The 25,658-nt window shown below is 36.9% G+C and carries 6 protein-coding genes; 5 read left to right on the top strand and 1 reads right to left on the bottom strand.

The annotated features are described in order from the left end of the window. The first annotated feature begins 24 nt into the window (after positions 1-24). From IW492_RS08535 to IW492_RS08520, 4 genes are read left to right on the top strand one after another with little or no spacing between them, the layout of a single operon-like run. Positions 25-9,447, top strand: a complete 9,423-nt coding sequence (locus IW492_RS08535; RefSeq protein ID WP_202067192.1) for a non-ribosomal peptide synthetase — start codon at positions 25-27, stop codon at positions 9,445-9,447. Continuing rightward, positions 9,440-17,041 (top strand): non-ribosomal peptide synthetase, encoded by a 7,602-nt coding sequence (locus tag IW492_RS08530; protein ID WP_202067191.1) that lies wholly within the window; start codon positions 9,440-9,442, stop codon positions 17,039-17,041. The genes IW492_RS08535 and IW492_RS08530 overlap by 8 nt, the downstream gene beginning before the upstream one ends. Positions 17,042-17,043: 2 nt before the next feature. Next, on the top strand, positions 17,044-22,704 hold the full coding sequence (locus tag IW492_RS08525) for a non-ribosomal peptide synthetase (protein ID WP_202067190.1): 5,661 nt from the start codon (positions 17,044-17,046) through the stop codon (positions 22,702-22,704). Continuing rightward, complete coding sequence (locus tag IW492_RS08520; RefSeq protein WP_202067189.1) at positions 22,701-23,396, top strand: thioesterase II family protein; 696 nt, start codon at positions 22,701-22,703, stop codon at positions 23,394-23,396. The genes IW492_RS08525 and IW492_RS08520 overlap by 4 nt, the downstream gene beginning before the upstream one ends. A 640-nt stretch (positions 23,397-24,036) precedes the next feature. Here IW492_RS08520 and IW492_RS08515 read toward each other — a convergent pair. Beyond that, entirely contained in the window at positions 24,037-24,765 is a 729-nt protein-coding gene (locus IW492_RS08515; protein WP_202067188.1) for a glucosamine-6-phosphate deaminase, read from the bottom strand. Positions 24,766-24,844: 79 nt separating this feature from the next. On the opposite strand from IW492_RS08515, the gene IW492_RS08510 reads away from it, so the two are divergent. Beyond that, a complete protein-coding gene (locus IW492_RS08510) occupies positions 24,845-25,564 on the top strand; it encodes a MerR family transcriptional regulator (protein ID WP_202067187.1) in 720 nt (239 codons plus the stop codon). Positions 25,565-25,658 lie beyond the last annotated feature (94 nt).

The raw sequence follows: 25,658 nt of genomic DNA, 5'->3' as shown, positions 1-25,658 counted from the left end.
AGATGATGGGAGTTGGAAACTACGTTGATTAACGATTTACAAAAGAAGGATTATGATAAAGTTATTTATGACTTTAATCCGAATTGGCATGTTGAACACGAAGAAATTGACTTAGTAATGTGGTTTGAACAGATAGTCAGGAAATGTCCACAAAGGAAAGCGATTGGTATTAGTAATGATACAATAACCTATGAACAACTAGACCGAAAAGCAAATTATGTTGCAAAAGTCCTTGCAGAATCTGGTGTTGAAAAAGAAGACCTAATCGGTGTTATCATGGATCGATCAATTGAACAAATCATTACGATTTTAGGTATCCTAAAGTCAGGAGCTGCTTTCTTGCCAATAGACCCAGAGAATCCGGAAGAAAGAATCAGTTATATCATTCAAGATAGCAATGTAAAACAAATAATTACTGATATATTTTTGGGAGAAAAATACAAAAAAATCGTAAATAAAAAAATTATTTATCCTGATTTTTCGAGGGAAAGTGATCAGAAATTGACCATATCCTACTCACCGAATCAACTGGCGTATGTGATATATACATCGGGAACAACCGGCAATCCTAAAGGTGTTATGGTTGAGCACAAAGGATTGGTGAATTTTATAAGATGGAAGTTAAAAACAGCAAAATTTGATGAAGATAGTGTTATGCTTCAAAAAGCGACTTGTTCTTTTGATGCAGCAGTTGGAGAAATTTTTTTGGGGCTTCTGGGTGGAGTGAAATTACAATTATTAACTGATCAGGAGAATAATAATTTTAGTCTGCTATTAGATATTATTCAAAAGAATCAGGTAACCCATATGGTTATGATCCCAACAGTACTTTCAGTCCTTTTAGATTATGCAGCTGAGGTAGAAAAACAAGCATACTTATCCTGTTTAAAGATACTCTACATTGCTGGAGAAAAATTGGAAGAGCCTTTAGTTAGAAAAATTTGCCGATTGACCTCTTTAGAAAAAGAGAACATTTACAATCTTTATGGTCCAACAGAAGCTTCAATTGGATCAACATATTTTCATTTAGCAGAATTGGGAGACCAGTCTAGTGTATCAATTGGTAAAGGTATCGATAATGCGATAATTTATATCATGAATGGAAATAAAATTTGTGGAGTAAATGAATCAGGAGAACTATGTATCGGTGGATTGGGTGTAGCAAGAGGGTACTTGAATCGACCGGATCTGACAAAAGAAAAATTTGTTGACAATTATTTTGGTCTACCTGGAAAAATATATAGAACAGGTGATTTGGCAAAATGGCAGGAAAATGGGAATTTAGAATACTTAGGACGAATTGACGAGCAAGTAAAAATTAATGGGCTAAGAATTGAATTAAGTGAAATAAAAAATATTTTAGCTGACTATCCAAAGATCGATGATGCTGCGGTAATTGTTTCTGAAAAAAATCAATTGATTGCTTATTTTGTTTCCAAAGAAAATTATCAAGAAACACAACTGCAAGAGTATTTAGAGAAGAAACTGCCGCTATATATGGTGCCCAAAAGGTTTGTACGCATCGAAGTGCTGCCAGTAAATAATAATGGGAAATTAGATAAAAGTCAGCTTCCTGCTGTTGAAGAAGAATTAATGATTGATTCTAGAGTAATTATTCAACCTAAAACGGAAAAAGAACGTGTACTTATTTCTGCATTTTCTAGTGTATTAAATAACGATAATATTGGCTGCAATCATAATTTCTTTGAAGTCGGCGGTGATTCTATCAAAGCAATTAGAATTGTTTCAAGATTGCGGGAGTCAGGTTATGAATTGAGTGTTCCGACAATTATGGCTGAGAAAAATATCAGCAGTATAGCTCCGCATATCAAATCGATTCAGTCTGAAATATTGGAGCCGACGATCGTTGGTGTCAGTCCATTGTCTCCTATTCAAAAATACTTTTTTGACAGTAATCTTCCAGAGCCGGCCTATTTTAACCAAACATTTTTGTTGGAATGTGAAGAACTGAGAGCAGCAGATTTTGAAGCAGCACTAGCGGCAGTTTGTAATCACCATGATTTATTGAGAGCTGTATATAAAAATGGAGAACAGATCATTAAAGAACCAGACAATCCAACTATTTTTGAACTGCTAATGTTTGATTTAGCTGATAGTGAAGAGTCATTTGTTTTTGAACAGATGAAAAGCATAAGTGATCAGGTTCAATCAACGTTAAATTTAGCAGAGGGACCATTAATTAAGGCAGTCATTTTCAGGACAGACCAAAAGAATTATATTTCTTTGATTGTTCATCACTTAATGGTGGATGGTATTTCTTGGCGTATTTTAGTTGAGGATATTAACACAGCTTACAGACAATTACTGGAGAAAAAAGTAATTCAGCTGCCATTGAAAACAGCATCATTTTCTAGATGGTGTCGAACATTGGAAGAATTCAGCAAATCAGAGATGCTGGAAAGAGAGCGTTTGTACTGGGATAGTATCAGTAAACAAGTTAACCAATCTGATGCGATTTTGTGTACGCCGCAAGATCAGCAGGGAACTGGATATGACGAGATATCATTATCTGAAGAATTGACGAAAAATCTTATTTTTCATTCAAACCAATCATACAATACAGAAATCAATGATTTGCTTGTAACGGCACTTTTTAGAACCGTAAGAAACTTGACAAATGCTGATACTATCGGTATTCGAATGGAAGGGCACGGACGTGAGCCGATTCATACGCCAATTCATATTGACAGAACGATTGGTTGGTTTACAACGATTTATCCTGTTGTTTGTACAGAAATTGGCAGAAAATTACAAGAAGATATCAAAAAGGTGAAGGAAAATCTACGCCGTATTCCCAATCATGGATTGGGCTATAGTGTTCTAAATTGCTACGATGAGACCTTTGCCGGTGTCCAGACAGAAATAACATTTAATTATCTTGGTGATTTTGAAAAAGAAGCTTCTGACTATAATATACAAATAAATACAGTAGAGTATGGTGCTCAAATTTCTGAAAATAATCATTTTGGAACACCTATTTCTATTGATGGTTCGTTGAATAATGGAATCATTTCGTTTGTTTTTATTTATGATAAATCTCAATGCAGCGAGTCCTTAATCAAGGAACTTAAGACAGTGTTCGAAAAGGAATTAACAACTATTGTCAATCATTGTCTAAATAAAGTAGGCGCTGAAAAAACAGCCTCTGATTTTGGCGAGACAGCATGGGATGAAGAAGAATTTAGAAAAGTAGAAGCAGCATTCACAACACGGAATGCATATATTGAAAAAATCTATCCACTGACGCCTCTTCAAGAGGGGCTGTTGTTCCATGAGCAAAAGGCAGCATCAGCCAGTGCATATATTGTTCAGTCGACCTATGAATTAGGCATGATTGATTTATCATTATTTAAACGAGCACTTGATTTGCTTGTACAAAAGCATAGTGCTTTAAGAACGGACGTTATTTATAAGGATGTTTGTATACCTAGGCAAGTGATTCGCCAGTTTGCTGTTTGTGACTGCGAAATGATTGATTTATCAGAGGCGACAGCTAAGGAGCAAGAGCTGAAAAGGCTTGAACAAGAGGACGTTCAAGGTGGTTTTGATTTTGAAAATGATGCACTATTTCGTGTAAAGTTGGTCAAGATCAGCCAAAGCAGCGTTAAGATGATTATGACTTTCCATCACATTATTATGGATGGCTGGTGTAATTCGATTTTATTGTCGGACATAAAATCTTTTTATGATCGGTTACTCGCAGGTGAAAGTGATAAAAATATCAAGGCAGAATTTGAACCAGACTATACTCACGCTGAGCATGTTCATTATTTGGAAAATATGGATATTCGTGCATCTAAAGAATACTGGAAGACTTTATTAGAGGACTATACAACCATTGCCGACATTTCACCGACAACGGTCACCACTGTTGAGGCAAAAGAAAATAAAGTGGGTCAAATACTTGATCTGCATGTAACACAACAGATTCGTTCTTTAGCAAAAGAATTAAATGTGACAGTCAATACTGTTTTTGAATCTGCTTGGGGTATTTTATTGCAAAACTATACGAACACTGAGGATGTTGTTTTTGGACAAGTTGTCTCAGGAAGAAATAGTCCAATCAGCAATATTGAGGATAAAGTCGGATTATTTATCAACACTATTCCTGTTCGTGTAAAAAATGCAAAGGATGAGACATTTGCAACGATTGCTGCTAATTTACAAGAACAACTGAATCAAAGCGGAAACTATGATTTATATCCACTGAGTGAAATTCAAAATGAGAATAAATTAGGAAATAAATTGATTCAGACAATTGTTGCCTTTGAAAATTATGAGGATGCTTCTCAAGCTGGAATACAAGCACCCTTATTTACGCTAGAAAGAATTAGAGAAGAGACGAATTACGACCTTACATTATCTATTCAAGAAGGTGAGACCTTTGCAATTAGTTTACTGTTTGATAGTAAAAAATATTCAGAGCAAGGGGCAATGCATATTTTGACTCATTTTTGTCAAATGCTTAAATCGGTTGCAGCTGCACCGCAGCAGCAGATTTCAACCTGTGATTTTCTTACCGCTGAACAGCGTATTCAGATTGAAAAAGGATTCAACCAAACGAAAGAGGATTTTCCTGATAAGAAATCAGTTATCGATCTATTTAATAGTATCTTGCCGATGCATCAAAAACAAGCAGCAGTGTCCTCTGAAGGAATTACGGTAAGCTATGAACAGCTTGACCGGCTTTCGACAAATTTAGCGTATAACTTAAAAGCTGTTGGTATCATTAAAGGCGATTTAGTTGCAGTGGTGGCTGATCGTAAAGTAGAAACGATCATCTTCTTTTTAGGTATTTTAAAAGCAGGTGCAGCTTATTTGCCGATTGATGTGAATAATCCGTTAGAAAGAACCGCGTTCATTCTTGATGCTGCCAAATGTAAAGTGATTTGTGATCCGAGTCAGCAAATAAATGATCAGCAATTAGTGGAAAACTATAAAGTAATCACACCAGATGCATTTGATGAAGGGACAACCAAAGGAGAACTGCCTCAAATTGATGCAGAAGATTTAGCCTATGTTATCTATACCTCAGGTACAACAGGTGTTCCAAAAGGGGTTATGATTACACACAAAAATATTTTGAGATTGGTTAAAAATACAAACTATGTTGAATTTAATGATAGCCGTATTTTACAAACCGGCTCACTGACATTTGATGCCTGCACTTTTGAAATTTGGGGTGCGTTATTAAATGGCGGCGAGCTGTTCATGACGACGACAAATGTTTTACTTGATCCCGAACGGCTTGAAGAAGTGATCCAAATGAACAAAATCAACACATTATTTATTACTACAGCATTATTTGTAAATATTGTTGAGCTTTATCCGAAAGCATTCAGCACACTTAAACGAATTCTTGTCGGCGGAGAGAAAATTGTTTCTGCACCAATCAAGCGATTTAAGAAATTTAATCCAAGTGTAAGCATCTGCAATATTTATGGACCGACTGAGAATACGACATTCTCTTTATTTGAAGAACTTGATTATGAAATAGAAACGATTGTACCTATAGGGAAACCAATTTCAAATACCACTGCCTATGTAATGAAAGACGGTCGGTTGTGTGGAATAGGGATTCCAGGCGAACTTTACCTTGGCGGTGCTGGAGTAGCAGCAGGATACTTGAATTTAAAAGAGAGCACAGATGAAAAATTTGTTATTTCAGAATCTAATGAACGATTGTATAAAACAGGTGATCTTGTGCGTTGGCTTGAGAATGGTTCGATTGACTATCTTGGACGTATTGACGATCAAGTGAAAATTAGAGGCTTTAGAATAGAGCTGGAGGGAATCACTACTGTAATCAAACAATTCCCTTATGTAAGTAATGCAATAACGATTATTTTTGAGGAAAATGGTCAAAAAGAGATTTGCTCGTACGTTCAATTTGAAGGTACAGCAGATATTGAATTAGTTCGTCATGATTTGATAGTAAAACTGCCGCATTATATGGTTCCGAAAGTAATCATGAACATGGAGAAATTTAAGCTTAATAAAAATGGAAAGATCGATAAATCAGTGTTGCCTGCTCCGGAAAAAATAGAGGAGCCTGGATTTGCAGCGGCACGTAATGAAACAGAGCGTATTGTCTGTGATACATTTTCTGATATTTTAGCTTTTGATAAAGTTGGAGTGAAAGATGATTTCTTTGCGCTGGGCGGTCACTCATTAAAAGTTATGCAGTTGTCGACTAAACTTGCAGCTGTAACAGGAATTAAACTATCTTTAGAAGAAATTATGACAGCACGAACTGTTGAGAAAATTGCCCAAAAATTACAACTGGGAGAAGCTTACCAGCCGATTGAAAAAGGGAACAGTTTAGTGACGAGTTCAGCACAAAATCGTATTTTATTGGTAGAAGAAGCAGTAACAAACAGCACAACTTATAACATTCCAGTTGTGTTAATGATTGAAGGATCGTATTCACTCGACACTTTGAAACATTCAATGAAGCTGCTAAGTGAAAAATATGAAATACTGAGAACCTCATTCATCTTTAAAGACGGGAACTATTTCCAGACGATTGCTGATGAAGCTGCGATTCCAATATCCGTTTCAACGATTAAAAAAGATACATTAAATCAAGCAGTTTTTGATTTTATTCAGCCATTTGATTTAGCTGAAGGACCATTACTCAGAGGACATGTTTTTACTTTCTCACCCAATGAGCATGCTTTGGTAGTTGATTTTCACCATACTATTTTTGATGGTGAATCAATTCCGATCTTTGTTAATGAACTTACTGCGTTGTATAACGGTGAACAAGGAAGGGATATAAAAATTCAGTACAAAGACTATAGCTCTTGGAAAAACCAGTTAGATCTCCAGCAACAAGAGAATTTTTGGCTGAACAAATTGGCAGATGCGGAACTCAATACGGAATTTCCAACTGATTTTGTTAGAGGCTCTGATGCAAACTTTATCGGAAATAGTGTATCTATTACTCTTCCGGCGAGTGTAAAAGAACAAATTCAAGATTTTGGAAAGAAGCACGGCATCACAAACTATATTTTTTATACAGCTATTTTTGACTTACTACTTTCAAAGTATACGAGAAAAGAAGAGATTATTATAGGAACAGCTATTTCAGGAAGAAATCATCCCGATCTAGAGAATATGCTGGGTATGTTTGTAAATACAGTTGTTTTGAAACAAGAAATTAATCCGGAACGTTCATTTGCTGCGTTTGTTAAAGACGTACAAGTTAATTTCTTTGACGTATTTAAAAATCAAGATTATCCATTTGAAAAATTAGTCGAAAAACTTGGAATTCAATCAAGTCAAACACGCAACCCAATTTTTGATATTATGTTTTCTTATGAAAAATTGGAGGATCAGGAATATTTATTAGACAATGCAGTGCTGCGGCATTATGAACTGCCCAATACTACAGCAAAATTTGATTTGACATTGACGGTCAAAGAGCATCCTGAAAAGGTTCTGCTAAATTTTGACTATGACTTCAAGTTGTATAAAGAAGAGACTATGAAAAAAGCATTAGAACACTTTGTGATGCTACTTACCCATGTACTTGAAGAGTCGAATCGTTCATTAAGTGAGCTTTCAATGATTGATCCAGTCGAAGAAAAAAAATTGTGTCATACATTTAATACACAATCATTGACGCTGTTACAACACGAAACAGCTGCTTCCTGGTTTGAGGAAAATGTAAAGAAATACCCTGACCGCATTGCAGTTGGCATTGGGGACAAAGAGGTCACTTATGCGGAATTGAATCAAATGGCGAATGGCGTTGCCAAAAAATTAAAAGAGTCAGGGGTCCGCAGACAAGATGTAGTTGGATTGCTGTTTCATCGTTCAATCGAATTTGTTGCATCAATTTATGGTGTTTTAAAAGTTGGAGCAGCTTATCTGCCAATAGATGTCGAATTACCGAATAAACGAATTGAATATATTTTAGAAAACAGTCATACAAAAGTAATCTTGACGAATGAAGAAGTTCAGCGATCAAATCTAAAAACAATTTTTGTTTCAGCTGAAGATAGAATAGAAGAGAATTTACCTTTGGACGGTACGGCTGAAGATTGTGCGTATATCATCTATACATCAGGCAGTACAGGACATCCTAAAGGTGTTGAAATCAAGCACAGTAGTTTGATTAATTTAATTGAATGGCAAAAAGAGCAGGGGAATATTACTGACCATAGTGTTGTGTTACAAAAAGCTACTTGTTCTTTTGATGCCTCTGTTTGGGAAATCTTCCTAGCAACACTTTCAGGAGTAAAACTTCAAATGATCTCAGAAGAAGAGAATCAGGATTATGCAAAATTACTCCAAATCATTCAAGAAAAACAGGTTACACATACATTGATGGTACCGACCGTTTTTGATTCTATTTTGGATTATATGAAAGCAGAAAATTTAACTGATGCATTTGATGGTTTGGAAAAAATCTATTTAGGTGCAGAGGCTTTGACAGTGAAGCTATTAGAGAAATATGCAGAAGTAACGAACGGCAAACAAAACTTAACTAAGATTACAAACTTATATGGACCAACAGAGACAACTGTTTGTGCAACTTTCCATGAAGTAAGTCAGGAAGATTTAGCTGATCGTATTGCGATTGGGAAACCTGTCAGAAATACACAGGTTTATATTATGAATGAAGGCAGGCTGTGCGGAATAGATGTAGCAGGAGAAATTTGTGTTGGCGGAATGGGTGTCTTTAAGCAATATTCAGGATCAGAGCGTTTAACTGAGGAAAGGATGCTCCAAAGTACGATCAATGAAGGTCAATTATTATATCGAACAGGTGATTTAGGTAAAGTAGATCAATATGGGCGAATCCATTATCTTGGTCGGATCGACAAACAGATTAAAATTCGTGGATTTAGAATCGAAATTGAAGAAATCGAAAAAGAGCTTCTAAAACTGCCAACTATTTCAAATGCAGCTGTGATTGTCAATGAAAGTCTGGGCAGTCCGCAAATCTGTGCCTATTTAATAAGTGATACACAGATAGATATTTCTAAGATTTCTGCTGAATTGAAGGATGTCTTTCCAGATTATATGATTCCGACTTTTATGAAACAAATTGAAGAGTTACCAGCAAATCATAATGGAAAGCTGGATGAGAAAGCATTACAAGCTATACCGATTGAATACAATACGGCGATTGTTCCGCCTAAAACGAAGGACGAAGCTAAACTGTTGCCATTGTTCAAAGAGGTGCTGAACATTGAGGATATTGGAGTGACTGATAATTTCTTTGAGCTTGGCGGTTATTCGCTTAAAGCTGTGGAATTATCACGAAGAATTGAGCAAGAATTTAGTTTACGAGTGTCGTTAAAAGATATTATGAAAGAACAAAATGTGGAAAATATTGCCAAAATTATCAAGAAAAAAAATAAAAAGGTCTTTAAACCACTGCTAAAAGCCGCTGAGGAGTGCTTAGATGAGTAAAAAGTATTTAATGAGTTCCAACCAAAAACGAATATTTACACTTGAACAATCTCGGGAATCAAGTCTTACCTATAATATGCCGCTTGTTTTAACATTTGAAAAAGCGTTAGATTATTCTCGTTTAAATGAAGCGTTCAATCACTTATGTGAACGTCATGAATCACTTCGAACAAACTTTTTGCTTGAAAAGGATAAGTTCATACAGTGTATCTATCCTTTAAAAAAACAACAAGTTGAAATGATTGATGGGAAAACGAGTGCGGAGGTCATCAAAAAATTTGTACGTCCATTTGATTTGGAAAAAGACTCATTGATTCGAATGGGGCTGGGAAAAGACCAAAACGGGCTTACACTTTTGATGATTGATGCGCATCATATTATTTCTGATGGTGCTTCCACAGGGATTTTACTAAAAGAGTTTAGTGCATTATATGATGGAGATGCCTTGGAGCCGGTAGAGCTTCATTACAAAGATTTTTCTGCTTGGCAAAATAATTTGGATATTGAAGAGCAAGAAGAGTTTTGGCAGGAAGAATTCCTTGAGCCGTTGCCGGAAACAGAACTGCCGATTGATTTTAAACATCAACATCAAGCGTTTGCAGGACATCATGTAGAACGAAAAATCAACAGCTCTATCAAAAAGAGGATCGACGAGCTGAATAAAGAGACTCGCTCAACCGGATTTACGTTGTTTTTAACAACACTGATGATTTTTCTTTCCAAATTGAATCGTCAAGACCGAGTTGTAGTTGGAACTGTTGCTGAAGGTAGGAGTCATCCTTCAGCAGAAGATATGATTGGAATGTTTGTAAATACTTTACCAATCATTGAAACAGTGGATCATCAAAAAAATTTTTTAGAGATTCTGGAAGCTGTCAAAAATAAGAGTTTGGATGTCTTTGAAAATCAGGATGTTCCATATGAAAAAATTGCAGAATATTCTTCTAAAAATCCGATTTTTGATGTGATGTTTTCTTATGAAGTTGGTTATGATGAAATGATCCAGATGGGCGGACAGTATGCAAAAATTGAACAAATTCAATTAGCAGTCTCCAAATTTGATTTAACGATTACCTTAATTGAACATGCTGAAGACTATACAATTAACTGGGAGTATCATTCAGGGCTGTTTAAGGAAGAGACGATCCAGCAGTTAGCAGAACATTTTAATGTACTGCTGGAAAATCTTTTGACTCACCCAGCAGAACCTGTGTCTACACTTCAGTATCTAAAAAAAGAACAGCTTCTTCAGATCAAAGAAGCGTTCAATCGGTCCCAAGAGTTGATAAGTCCCTCTGATTTTGTTTCGCCTATTGATCAATTTGAAAACCAGGTGCTGAAAAATCCAGATAAGACTGCTTTGTATTATTTAGAAGAACAAATTACTTACAGTCAGTTGAACGAGCGGGCAAATGCTGTAGCCAATCAGCTAAAACAAACTGGGATTGGAAAAAATGATGTTGCAGCGTTGATCGTTGCTCATTCTCCGGAATTGATTGTTGGGCTATTGGGGATTTTGAAGACAGGAGCAGCATACCTGCCTATTACACCGACAACACCAATTGAACGGATAAACTATATGATAACTAATAGTCAGGCGAAAGCCGTCTTGTGCTCGTCAACAATTGAGCGGACTGTTACTGACAAACTTGATTGTAAACCGACAATTTTTGATTTTAAAAATAGTTCCAAAGCTTCTATTACTCGTAAGCAAGCTGAAGCAACAGATCTCAGCTATATCATCTATACATCAGGAAGTACGGGAACACCTAAAGGAGTAATGATCGAAAACCATTCCTTAGTGAATTTGATTAAATGGCAGGAAAAAGAAGCAGAGATAAATGAAACTAGTATTATTTTGCAAAAAGCCATTTATACTTTTGATGCTTCGGTTTGGGAAATTTTCTTAGCGTTGCTTTCAGGATCATCATTACAGCTTTTATCGGTTGAAGAGCAGGATGATTTTGGTCTGCTGCTGAATATCTTTGAAAAAAATCATGTGACGCATTTTCTATTAGTTCCAACGTTTTTAGAGGCTTTATTGGATTACACAAAAGAAAATAGCCGTGCTGCAGCTTTTGCAACAATTCAAGCAGTGTATATAGGTGCAGAAAAAGTAACCAATCATCTGCTTCGCAAGTTTGTCGAGATCACAGGCAAAGACCGATCAATAATCCGCAACTTATATGGTCCGACAGAGGGAACGGTGTGTGCAACGTATTATCGCTATTCAGAGCAGCTGGATAATCAGGATACATTGATCGGTAAGCCGATTAAAGGATCAAAAATCTATGTGATGAATGGACAAACCTTCTGTGGAATTGATCTGCCGGGAGAATTATGTATTGGCGGCGAAGGTGTTGCAAGAGGCTACTTGAACCAACCTGAGTTGACAGCAAAACAATTTGTAACACTTGATGGAGAGATAATCTACAAAACAGGAGACTTAGGGAAATATCGTGCAGACGGTTCGATAGATTATCTGGGACGGCTGGATAATCAGGTGAAAATCCGTGGATTTCGGGTAGAGCTGGCTGAAATAAAGCAAGCACTATTACAGGCAGAGAATGTGAAATCAGCAGCTGTTGTAACAAAGAAGTTAAATGGTACGACGCATCTATGTGCATATGTAGTAGCAGAAATAACATCTGAAAATGTGTTAAAGGAGCATTTGAAGCAAAAATTACCGGACTACATGGTGCCGAATTATTTTATATTTTTAGAACAATTGCCGATAACGGCAAATGGTAAATTGAATGAAAAGCAATTACCGGAACCAGTATTTATGCATGAAAAAAATGTTTTGAAGCCGGAAACTGAAAAAGAAGAGCTGGCACTTAGACTATTCAAAGAGGTTTTACAGCTGGAGCAGGTTAATCTTTTAGATAGTTTTTATGAGTTGGGCGGGGATTCGATCAAGGCGATCCGCATTGTTTCAAAAGCCCGTGAGCTGGATTATCAACTAACTGTTAAGGAAATCATGCAGGCTAAAACAATTAGAGAAATTGCTCAAAAAATGAAGAAACACACGCAGCAGCTAACACAGGAAATGGTCACAGGCACTGTCAGCCCTACACCTGTTCAATCGTTTTTCTATTCAAGTCATTTAAACAAGCCGGAACATTTTAATCAGTCAATGATTTTACAAACGAATCAGGTATTGAATACAGACTATTTACAAGAAGCATTAGATGGGCTTGTTTATCACCATGACTTGTTGAGAATGTGTGTGGATCAAAGTGAACAGAAGATCCTGCCTTGGGAAAAAGGGAAGAACTACACTATCCATTTCTTTCAATTAAGCGAAGAGCATATGGATGTATCTGAAGAAATTCAAACGATCGGTGCTGATTTTCAAGCAAAATTTAGGTTTAATCAGTCGCCGCTGCTTAGAATATTAGTGTTTCAGTCAAAAACAGCTGCTTATGTTTGGGTTCAGATGCATCATCTGATCGTAGATGCAGTATCTTGGCAAATTTTTATCGAAGATTTAAATAGCAGCTACAACCAGTTGCTCAAGGGGCACGAGCTTCAGCTTCCGTCTAAAACCATTTCTTATCTTTCTTGGAGTGAAGGATTAAAGGAAGCTGTTAAAAGTTATGAAATCAGCAAAGATTTAACTTACTGGCAAGAAATAAATCAAAAAGTAACAGAGTCAACTGTTTTTGATCAAATGAACGCCTCTATACAAACACAAACGCACACCTTTACCTTTACAGTAGGGAAAGCTGAAACGGAACAGCTGCGCTTTTCTGCAAACAAAGCCTTTTCCACTGAGCTAAGTGATTTGTTATTGACCGCCTGGACAACTACGTTAGGGCACTTCTTTAAACGTTCGACTGTTTCCTTTACATTGGAAGGGCATGGTCGTGAACTATCTGATTCAATCGGTTCTGTCGATCGGACGATCGGTTGGTTTACTTCAATGTATCCGTTAGTTCTCATGATTGAAGATACCTTACCGGAATCAATCAAGCTGGTGAAAGAAACGATCAGAAAAATTCCTAACAAAGGGATAACCTATGGACTTTTAACTAATTACACTGACAAAATCGTAAACGAGAAAACAGATGTGACGTTTAATTATCTGGGAGAGCTGGGAGCAATCCAAGAGGATGAACAAATATTTTCAATCAGTGAGATTGCGAATATAAATGATAGTGCTTCAGAGAATTCAATCGGCAGCCCTTTATCTATTAACTGCTATCTTCAAAACGATCAATTAGTGACGGATTTGGTTTATGCAGAGCCGTTTTTATCAGCTGACGAAGTATCTGTTATCAGCGAGATGTATCAAAAGGAACTTTCAACAGTTATTAACTATTGTGTAACCAGAGGTGAAACACAAAAGACGGCCTCTGATCTGGGAGAACTTTCATGGAGTCAGGCAGAGTTCGATACGGCACAAGAACGTGCCGTTGAGATTGGTAATGGAGGCATTCAGCGAATCATCCCGTTAACATCGATGCAGGAAGGATTACTTTATCACAAACTATTAGATGAGACTTCGACCAGCTATGTCATTCAATGTTCATACGATGTGAATGCTGAAATAAATCAAACGATTTTAGCACAAAGTCTAATACAGCTTGGAGAAAAACATCCTGCATTAAAAACCAATATCCTATACAAAGATATCAAAGAACCACGTCAGGTAATTTACTCCGGTCGTCTTTTAGAAAGTAATTATTATGATCTTTCAAAAGAAGAAGATGCTGAGGCTGAATACCTTCGGTTCAAGACTGCTGATGTCAATAGAGGATTCGATCTGGAAAAAGAAGCGTTATTTAGAGTAACTTTAGTAGAAATGCCAGAATGTCAACGCCTGATCTTTACGTTCCATCATATTATTATGGACGGCTGGTGTTTGTCGATCGTACTGAATGACTGGATGAAGCTCTATGCTTCTCTGGAAAATGGGAATCAATATGTTCGTTTAGCACCAACTGAAGCGGATACAATTTATGAGGAGTATGCTCGGACAGTAACTGCACTAGATAAAGAAGCCAGTCTGGCATATTGGGAAACTTTGCTGGAGGAATATGAAACACAGGCCGGGTTCACAGGAATGTATCCTAAAAACGACCATAATGCTGAAGTTAGAGCAATTTTTGAGACACTCTCAAGTGAAGAAACCAGTATCCTCCAAAAATTTGCCAACCAAAACAGTGTAACAATGAATACGATCATAGAAGCTATGTGGGGATTGGTTTTACAACGGTACAATCATACTGGTGATGTTGTTTTTGGAAAGATGGTTTCCGGCAGAAACATGCCCTTAAATGGGATCGAGCAGGCAGTAGGGCTTTTTATCAACGCAATACCAGTCAGAGTTAAAAATAAGGAAACTGATCCATTTGTGACGATTGTTCAAGAGCTTCAAAAACAATCGATCGAAAGTGATGCCCATACGTACTGCTCACTATCAGAAATTCAAAACAGAAGTCTGTTAGGGAAAGAATTAATCCAAACAATTGTTGTTTTTGAAAATTATGCCGTTCAAGAAGCAGATAATTTTATTGATTTTCTGGGAGAAATGGAAGATTATCGTGAACAGACAAGCTATCCGATTTCGCTAAGTGTCGGCTCTTCAGAGCAGCTGAGTTTTAAATTGATGTTTGATGAACGACTGTTTACAACAATTGAAGCTGAATATATTTTATCCAGAGTTGTGTGCGGACTAAAAGAACTGGCGCAGAATAACCTATTGACATGTGGTGATTTTTCATTAGTGAGTAAGGCTGAGCAGGATAAAGTAATTTGGGGATTCAATCCGGAAAAATGCAATAATCAAAGCTACCCGACGATTTTAGCAGCATTAAAGGCACAGGCTGATATGCAGCCGGATAAGATTGCTGTTGTATTTGAAGAAACACAGCTAACCTACAAACAATTAGAAGTTAAGTCAACCTGTTTGGCGCAACGCCTTCTTGAAGCTGGCGCAAAAGATGCAGCCTATATCGGATTGTATTGTGACCGAACGCCGGAAATGGTTATTGGAATTTATGGAATAATGAAAACAGGAGCAGCATATATTCCTTTGGCGCCAACTTTGCCGGAGGAGAGAATAGCTTATATCTTAGCAGATAGCGGTATCGAAATTGTTGCTGATGCAAGTAAGACAGGGCAGCCATCACGTTTTCCAGCAGTTCATTCAGTTGCGTATACTGTTGATGAGCTGGAAAATGACTCCATGTTGACTGTTGCTTTACCTAAAGTGGAGCCGGATGATAAAGCCTATGTGATTTATACTTCAGGAACCACTGGTCAGCCTAAAGGAGTGACTGTCGGACACGCTTCTTTGATGAATTTAGTGAATTGGCAAAAAGAGTATTTTGAACTGGATTCAAATCAGACAATCCTTCAGCAATTTTCTTTGATTTTCGACGGTTCAGTGTTTGAATTGTTTGCTGGTTGCTTAACAGGCGGAACACTTGAGATCATATCCGATGAAGTTAAAAATGATCCAGATCGTTTCCTGCAAAAATTAGATCAAAAAATCTTAATTACCGTGCCGTCTCTTTTCAAAATGCTGCTGGAATTTGCAGAAGAAAATAATCGTCAGGATGAAATCAGTCAGTTAAGTAAAGTAGGGCTTGCTGGCGAGGCAACAACAATGGCATTAGTAGAAAAATTCTATCAAGTTATGACGGACGGACAAACGACTCTCTATAATTTATACGGTCCAACAGAAACAACGGTCTGTGCATCTGCTTATCAGGTGAACAATCAGCACTATAAAACAGTTCCAATCGGTAAAGCTGTTGCGAATTCCCAACTATTTGTTTTTCATCAGGAAAAGCTGTGTGGAATTGGTATGCTGGGGGAACTATGTGTCAGTGGTGATAATTTAGCTTTAAATTATTTAAATAATGAGCAGATAACTTCAGAAAAATTTGTTGAAAATCCAGTGATGCCGACAGAAAAAATGTATCGAACAGGAGACTTGGTACGTTGGCAGGAAAATGGAGAGCTTCAGTATGTTGGAAGAATAGATGAACAGGTGAAGATTCGCGGATTTAGAATCGAATTAGGTGAGATTGAAAATCACTTAGGTCTGATCCCTTCTATTTGGGATACTTGTGTGATTACCAGGAAGATTAACAATGAGTTAGTGATTTGTGCCTATATTGTAACAAATGGAAATATTACGGTGCCTGAAGTGAAAGAGCAATTAAAACAAACATTGCCTGATTATATGGTTCCGTCTTTTATCACGATAATGGAGAAACTTCCCGTGACAAAAGCAGGAAAAATTGACAAACGAGCTTTACCTGAACCTAAACAAGAGCAAAACAGCACCTACGAAGCACCAAGAAATGAAATGGAGATGATGATTTGCAGTTTGTTTGAAGAAATATTAGAAGTCGATCGAGTAGGGATCAATGATGATTTCTTTGAGCTGGGCGGACATTCTTTAAAAGCTGTTCAATTAGCAAACGGTATCTCAAAAGCATCTGCTGTAAAAGTACCATTAAGTGATATTCTTCAGGAAAAAAATGTCCGACATTTAGCAGAAAAGGTCAAAAAATTAGCAGTGACAGATTCTTTGATACTTGAGAGTATCGAGATAGTAGATGATGAGGAGTTATAATGGTGAGTAAAAAATATTTAATGAGCTCGGCTCAAAAAAGAATCTATACAATTGAACAGGTTCAGGGAAAAAGTACCACATACAATATCCCCATCGCATTTCAGTTATCCAGTCCATTGGATTTAGATAAGCTGACGGACTCGCTTAATAAACTGATTGCACGGCATCAGGTGTTAAGAACCTATTTTCAAATGATTGATGGGAAATTCGGACAAATTGTTGAAGAAAAATACTGGCTGACGGTTGAAAGAATAGAAGATTCAGTTACACCTTTATCTACCATCATCGAGGAATTCATCCGCCCCTTTGAAATCGATAGGCTGCCTTTGTTGCGAGTGTGCTACTGCACACTTGCAACAGGCGAACGCTATTTACTTTTTGATGCTCACCATATTATTATGGATGGTGGTTCAATGGGAATCTTTTTGGAAGAATTGAAGCGTGTGTACAATGGTGAAAAACTTCTGCCGATCAAGCTGCAATATAAGGATTACAGTGCCTGGCATAGAAAAAAGGACAAACATTTAAGTCGAGAATTTTGGCTGGAGCAATTTTCTGATGGACTGCCGGAGTTTGAATTATTTTATGATCATATGCGCCCCAAAGAGCGTGAATATCTAGGAGACACGGTCAGTACCAGTTTATCCTCTGAACAAGTGAGTCAACTGAATGCTTTGGCTGAAAAAGCAAGTACAACAAATTATATGATTTTTATTGCTTGTTTTATGATTTTCTTGTCTAAATACTCCGGAAGCAAGGATGTTGTCATCGGAACAACGGTGTCAGGACGAAATCATCCTGACATTCAAAATTTATTAGGGATGTTTGTCAATACTTTGCCGATCAATGATACACTCCAACCGGATGAAAGGTTTAGCACATATTTAGAACGGATCAAGCATAAATTACTGGGCATATTTGACCATCAGGATTATCCGCTGGAAGAGATCATTGAGGATGTAAAAGCCCCTATTTGCGAGAATAAAAATCCGATTTTTGATATTCTGTTTAATTATCAAAGCAATGGAGAAATGAATACAACCTTGGGAAATAGTGTGTTGACTGAAGTTCCCAGAGATTCTCAAGTCGCAAAATTTGATTTGACCTTTAATTTAGGCAGTGAGAAAAATCAAATAGAACTAGTCTGGGAATATGATGTCAGTCTATTTGAGAAATCAACTATTGAGCGAATGCAGAAACATTTTGTTACATTACTGGGAGATATTTTAGCAGATCCCACAAAAACACTTGGAGCCTATTCTTGTTTAGCACATAATGAAATTGAAAAAATTCTGACTCAATTTAATGAGCCGGATGATGAGGTCCCTGAAGGATTGAATATCATTAAACATTTCACTGCACAAGTTGAGAAGTTTCCTCAAAAGGTTGCACTAGCTGGAGTAGATCGATCCCTCACCTATGTTGAATTGGATGCTGAATCCTCTAAGATTGCTTCATTAATTAAAGAGAAAAATGTCGGCTCAGCCCTTGTTGCAGTTATTGCTGCTAGAGATATTCAAACGGTTACGGCCTATTTGGGGATTTTAAAAGCAGGAGCTGCGTATTTACCGCTTGATCCTAAAAATCCTAAGCAGAGAAACAAAGAGATAATTGAAAAAAGCAAATCAGCGTTATTGATCAATTTTAGCGTAGAAGAACACGATCCTGATTTTTCAATCATGCAGCTAACTTCTGCCGATTTGAAAGAGTCGCAAATAATCAAAGAGGATGCTCCTGCTGCTTTATCGAAACATTCCTTAGCGTATGTCATATACACATCAGGAACGACAGGGGAACCAAAAGGGACGATGATCGAGCATAAAAGTATTATTCGTTTAGTTAAAGATCCAAATTATGTTTTCTTAGACCAGCCAAATATCCTTCAAACCGGTTCTTTGACTTTTGATGCAAGTACATTTGAAATATGGGGGGCTCTGCTAAATGGCGGAACCCTGTACGTATCTGATGTTGAGAATTTAGTTGATCCTGATAAGCTGCAGGAAAAAATTGAACATTGCAGCATTGATGTAATGTGGCTGACAACGTCTTTATTTAACCAACTTGTTTCATTAAATGCACAGGTTTTCTCCTCACTAAATTATTTACTTATTGGTGGAGAAAAGCTGTCAGCATACCATGTAAGGAAGTTTAAAGAAGTCAATCAGCAAACGCATTTGATTAATGGGTATGGACCTACTGAATGTACTACATTCGCCTTAACCTATGAAATACCGAATGCTGCAAACTCCACAGTGGATATGATCCCAATCGGCAGTCCTATTAATTATACGAAAGCGCTGGTTTTTTCTAATGATTCACTTTGCGGCATCGGAATGCCCGGAGAACTGTATTTAGGCGGTGAAGGACTTGCACGAGGTTATTTGGGTAATGAAGCACTGACAAATGAAAAATTTATAGAACATCCTCTTGCAGCTGGAAAAAAGTTATATAAAACAGGGGATCTGGTTCGATGGAATGAAGCTGGGCAAATTGAATTCTTAGGGAGGATTGACCAGCAAGTGAAGATACGCGGATTTCGGATCGAACTGAAAGAAATCGAAGCGCATCTGCTGGACATCTCTGAAATCAGCGAAGCCGCAGTTATTGCAAGTGCAGGCGAATCTTCAGCTGATAAACAACTGATTGCATATGTAAGCATGACAAATGAGCGTTCACCCAAACAAATAAAAGAACAGCTGAGAGTTGTACTGCCTGAATATATGATACCAAAAGCAATCATCCTGCTAGATTCTCTGCCAAAAACGAAAAATGGAAAATTAGCAGTCAATCAATTACCAGCACAGTCAATCGACCAACTACATGAAATAAAAGAACGACCGGAAACACCTCAGCAAACAAAAGTGCTGATGATCTTTAAAGAAATCCTTAACCTTGAAGAAATCGGGATAAATGAAGACTTTTATGATCTGGGCGGTGACTCGATCAAAGCAATTCGTATTGTATCAAAATTAAAGGAACAGGGATACTCATTAACGATTAATGATATTCTTCACTACCGCACGATTAAGGAACTTAGTAATAATCTTAAAAGTAATAAAACTATATTGATTGATCAAGGTCCTGTAACAGGAGTTGTTCCTTTTACACCGATCCAGTTGAAATTTGCTGCAAGTGAATTAGCTGTTCCGAGTCATTTCAATCAATCGATTATGCTTGAGTTTCCAACGGAACTTTTGAATCAAGGGAAACTGGAAAAAGCATTACAGGCAATACTAAGTCACCACGATATGCTGCGGGCCATTTATAGAGAGACGCAATCTGTACAGCCAATTGAAGCTGTGGATTCTTTTAAGTTAGAGCATCATGTTTTTGATCAAGAATGTCAGGAAGTTGACTGGCTTGATCAGACAACAGAAATCTATCAAATGATAAAAGAAAAAAGCAATACAGCTCAAGCTGGTCTTTCTTTGAAAGAGGGAAAAGTATTTAAGGCGGTTGTTTTTCAATTTGCAGATCACGCACTCTTATTACTGATTGCACATCATTTGGTAGTTGATACGATTTCGTGGAAAATTATTATAGAAGACCTTGAAACAGCCTATAAAAATCTATTAAATGATCAGCAGATAAAGCTGCCTTTAAAAACAATGTCTTATCAAAAATGGAGTCAGGCATTAACTGATTATGCTAAAAGTGATGGTTTAGCGAAGGAATGTGCTTTTTGGCAGGAAACAGCCGATATTGTTGAAAAAAGTCAATTACCTATAGAATCGAATACGAAAGGGGAAAAGCAGTTATCCATCTTGTCTGCTAAGCTTGGTACAGAAATGACAGCTAGGTTATTCGATCAGCAAAATCGCATTCCTAATGTTTATGTCAAAGAAATGCTGATTACTGCTCTAGCAAGAACTCTTGCCGGCATGACTAGAAATCAAGAGGTTTCTATATTGCTTGAGGGTCACGGAAGGGAACAATTAACGTCGGAAATTGAAATTGACCGAACTGTCGGCTGGTTTACGATTACCTATCCAGTCGGATTTTCTATTGGGAATTCAATTGTGGAGGATGATATTGCTGAAGTCAGTAAGTCATTAAAAGCTATTCCAAATAATGGGATCGGCTTTGGTCTTGTTAAGACGCTGGTACCTAAGCTGGACAAGTCAGAACCAATGATAACCTTCAATTATTCGGGAGAGTTTGAGGAGTCTCAACAAACAGATCAGATATTTACACTAAGTCCTGCACCGCAGGGCAATGAAATCAGTTCCCAAAATCATTTTGGAACGCCGATTGCAGTGAACTTAGTTGTTGTTGATAAAAATTTGAATTGTAATATTGTGTATGATAAAGGGGTACTGTCGGAAAGTTTCGCTAATGATCTGGAACGAAATTTTCTGAAAGAAATTGAAAATGTGATTCAATTCTTGGAACAAAAACCTAAGCCTATAAAGGATGAAGCGGTTCTTTTTGTTCCTGCGGGATGGGATGAATCATTAATTAAACAAACCATTCGTCCTTCGGCTATGCAGAAGTCATTTTTAAAGAACTTGCGGAAAACATTGGTTTATGCACCATTTGAGCTGCAGACATCTGATCCTGACAAAATTATTCGGGCTGTTAATATATTGATTCAAGAACAGCCATTGTTACGAACAAGCTATGAATTAGTAGGAGAAGATTATAGTTTATATGAGCATACATTCGATGAAGCCTTCACAATTCCTATAGTTGATTTAAGCTTGAAGACAGAAGAAGAACGCTGGACATTCCTGCAAAAAGTAAAAGAAAACATGACAACAGGGTTCTTCGATAAGAAGTCAACAGCTCTTCATCATATGCTGTTGACGAAAATCAATGAAGATAAATTTGTACTGCACTTATTGATCTCTCATAGTATTTGGGATAAATATAGTGATGCGATTTTTTGTGAACAGTTAAAAAATCAACTTGCAGATATCTCTAATCATCGAATTACTGAAAATACGTACACACAATTTTTGCCTGAAATTACAGATATTGAAAAGCTGGAGGGACTTCAAAATCACCTGTTGCGATTTAAAGAAATGAAAGACCGGACAAAATCCAGTTATCAAGCAAATCAAGAATATGCTATTCGATTATCGACATTAAACTTGGGAGCAAAGGTATTAAACTACTCCGAAAATCATTACTGGTCATTCATCATGTATTTGATACAGATTATTATTCGAAAAAACCATCAAATAGATGATTTTCAAGCAATCCCTGTGTATGTCGTGCAGGATAATAGAAAATATATGCCTGATCTATTCTCAAAGGCAATCGGTTCGTATCTTGACTTATGGCCTATTTTACTTGAGCGATCGAATACAGAGCATGTAGTTGAAGTAGAAGAACAGATGAATCAGTTTCAGCAGTTAAAAATAGATACACAAGTTAGCTTGATTGATGAATTTAGCAAAATTGATAATAGTTACATGGCAAAAGAGATCTATTCAATCAACAACCAAACTGCCTTTGAATTGACTGCAGAAACATTGGCTGCTGCAAAAAAACAAATAGAAACGATGACTAAGGTTGATGGGTTCGAAATTGTTATCAATAGATATGCAGATCAGCTTGTACTGATATATCCAGAAAATATAGCGTACGCAGATCAGCTTGAGTCTCTGCTGCAACAAGGCTGTGAACAATTAGAGCATAAATTAGGAGGAGGCAGATGATTCAGTTAGTGATGTTTCCGTACGCCGGAAGTATCGTAAATCCTTATAAAGAGTGGTTATCGTTAGAGGATCAGCAGTTTAAGATCATACAGATTGAATATGATGGGAGAGGCAAGAGAAGTGCTTATAGCAGACCTGTCACTTGGCGTAAACTGATCGAAAACACATTGGGACAGGTGATGGAACATGTTGATTTTACGAAGGAATACATTTTATTCGGACACAGTATGGGAGCTAGAGTAGCTGCAGATATTTATAATAAGCTGACGGAGATGTCAGTGCAGCAGCCCAGATGCTTGATATTTTCAGGAACTGAAGCATTTCGCGCAAAAAGCTATGAGTCTATTTTGTCTGCACCTGTAAAGAAATTCAATCAGTTTTTCTTTAAGATGGGGGGAATTCCTGCAGAAGTTATTCAAGAAGTTGAGCTTTTAGAGCTAGTAACAGATTATTTAAGAGAAGATCTAAAGCTATTAAATCAATTTACATTTCGCTGGAAAAAATCGACAGTGACATGTCCAGTATTGATTTTTAATGGTGTGAATGAAGATAGAAGTGAACTGAGAGACTGGGTCGATCTGCTTGGTCCAAAATGTGAACAGACAATTTTTGAAGGCGATCATTTTTTCATCAGAAACAATGTTCAGGAAATTCTGACAGTAATTAAGAAAAAAATTGATGAAACAAGCTAAAGAGTTTGTTTGCAAAAAATAAAGTATATGGGGTTAAATAAGTAGTGATCGTGGTCTTTTTTGTATATGAACGGATACAAGCAAATGTGATTTAATTGAAAAGACTTAAAAACTTTGATAGTGTTGTAACCTTCAACTATTTAAGTAAGTTTATCATATTCCCAAGGAGACTCGCATGTCAGCTGTGTCGCTGTCAATAATTTGATGAGTCCAGGATTGGATGAAGAGCTGGACTTGAAAAATGCGGCTCCTTGGGAATATTTGTTAGAAGAAATGTCAAAACTGACATTGACAGCTTGAGCCTTGTACATGCGTGACAACGAGCCTTCTTGTGTATGGTGCTGGTTGAGAACTTTTCAAGGCTGATCCCAAAGTTTTTACCCAACTCTGCCAGTTACAGGTATATACCCCAGCTCGTTGTCAAGCCTGTACTAGAGAGGCTGAAAACTAAATAACGAGCGAATTTTAATAAGCGGCTAACTTGAAATTTATAATTGATTGTTTGAATAAAAAAATGAAAAAAGAAGAAATTCTCCTGATTACAGACTTTCAGGAAGAGAATTCCTTCTTTTTTATTTAATGTCTCTGACTCTTTTTGTTTCCTTGTTTCCTAATTAATATACAACTAATAGTCTCAAAGTTAAATATATTCAGTAATTTCCTGCGCCGCTTCTTCATCCAGAATGAGTGTAAAGTTTGGATGAAGCTGAAAGACAGAGGAGGGAACACTTTCAGTAACCTCGCCGAAGAAAGCTTTTTTCATGATGTTTGCTTTACTCCTTCCAGAGGCCATCATGATAATTCTTGGAATGTTCATAATACTTCTTGGTCCCATCGTCACATAACCGTCAGGAAGTTCTTCCGGATTACCATTAACTTCTCCTAATAAAATATCTTTCATATCTGGTCTGGAATCAATAGACACGAAGGTTGTCTGATCACAAAATTTTGTTGTATAAGGCAGATTTCCGCAAAAATGTCCGTCTGCACCAATCCCTAGAAAGACAATATCCAGTCCGCCAACTTGTTCAAGGTAGTCATCATGTGTTTGATAATTGTCCATTGTTAGTTTATGAAGCTGTGCATCTTCAATACCAGCTTTATCAAAAAAGCTCTTTTTTAGATTAGTTATAGTAACACCATCTCCGCCGCTTTGATGAAAAGGAATTTCATCAAAGTTGTAGAAAGTTGTGTCTGGTATTGGTTTATTTTTTAGAATATACTCTGAAGCTATTTCATAAGCTCGGATCGGGCTGCTTCCTGCAGTAATGGAAATATTTTTGAACCCTTCTTCATAGATGGCACTGATTAATCTTTCTGAAATGCGACTGCTCATTTCCTCATAGTTTTTTGTTACAATAATTTTCATTTATTGTGCCCCTTTCAACTCTTTTTATTATATAATAATGTCTATAGCCACTATAGAGTCAAGAGGATGGAGTGAGATTTTGAAAAATTTTCTTTCGATCGGGGAGATGGCTGAATTATGCGGTATCTCCATTCAAAGACTGCGTTATTACAGCAATATAGGATTAGTAGAGCCGATATATGTGAATCAGGAAAATAATTATCGTTATTATGGTATAAATCAAAAGCAGACGATCTTTTTGATTCAAACGCTTCAATACTTAGGATTGGATTTGAAGGATATTTCAGGATTTATTTCAGATCAGCAGTCCACCGATCATACAGCAGAAAAAATAGATGAGTATATTCGAAGAGAGGAAGAAAAACTGACTCGGATTCAACTGATTACAAGTATTCTATTTGAAAAAAAGGATTCAACAAAGCTCCCGGAGTTTTTTTCTACCCTCGAATTTGAATGTCAGGATGAAACAACTGTTTTTGACTATGGTGATGAATGGATGGCGGCAGCCAAATTTTTTAGGAAAGAGCTGCTTAAACGAAATCTTTCTTTAAGCTATTTGTTTTTTTGCGGTGTTAAATTCCATCAAGTTGATGATAGAAAAAAATATTTTTATTATATGGAACTGCCAGGGGTGTTTTCTGACGCATTGAACGAAGAAAGATATGAAGATTATGATCTATTCTTTTCTCAAGCAGAGAGTCCTTCCAAGCTTTTACATTCCAGTCAAACAGTTTATATTTTGAGGTTGCCGGAGTCGGTAAGTAAAAGCAATTATAGAGTGCTGCAGCTAAGGCAGTAGAAATAAATTGGTAAGAGGTTGAACTATTTAGTGTGCTGTTGAAAAGGAAAAAATAATGCAAGCCATTTTATTGGCAGCAGGATAACGTGAAGAA

Source organism: Enterococcus sp. BWB1-3 (assembly GCF_016745275.1).
In the GTDB taxonomy this organism is placed as follows: Bacteria; Bacillota; Bacilli; order Lactobacillales; family Enterococcaceae; genus Enterococcus_L.
The sequence above is the reverse complement of the archived record's forward strand: the minus strand, read 5'-3'. Positions and strand labels throughout refer to the sequence as shown.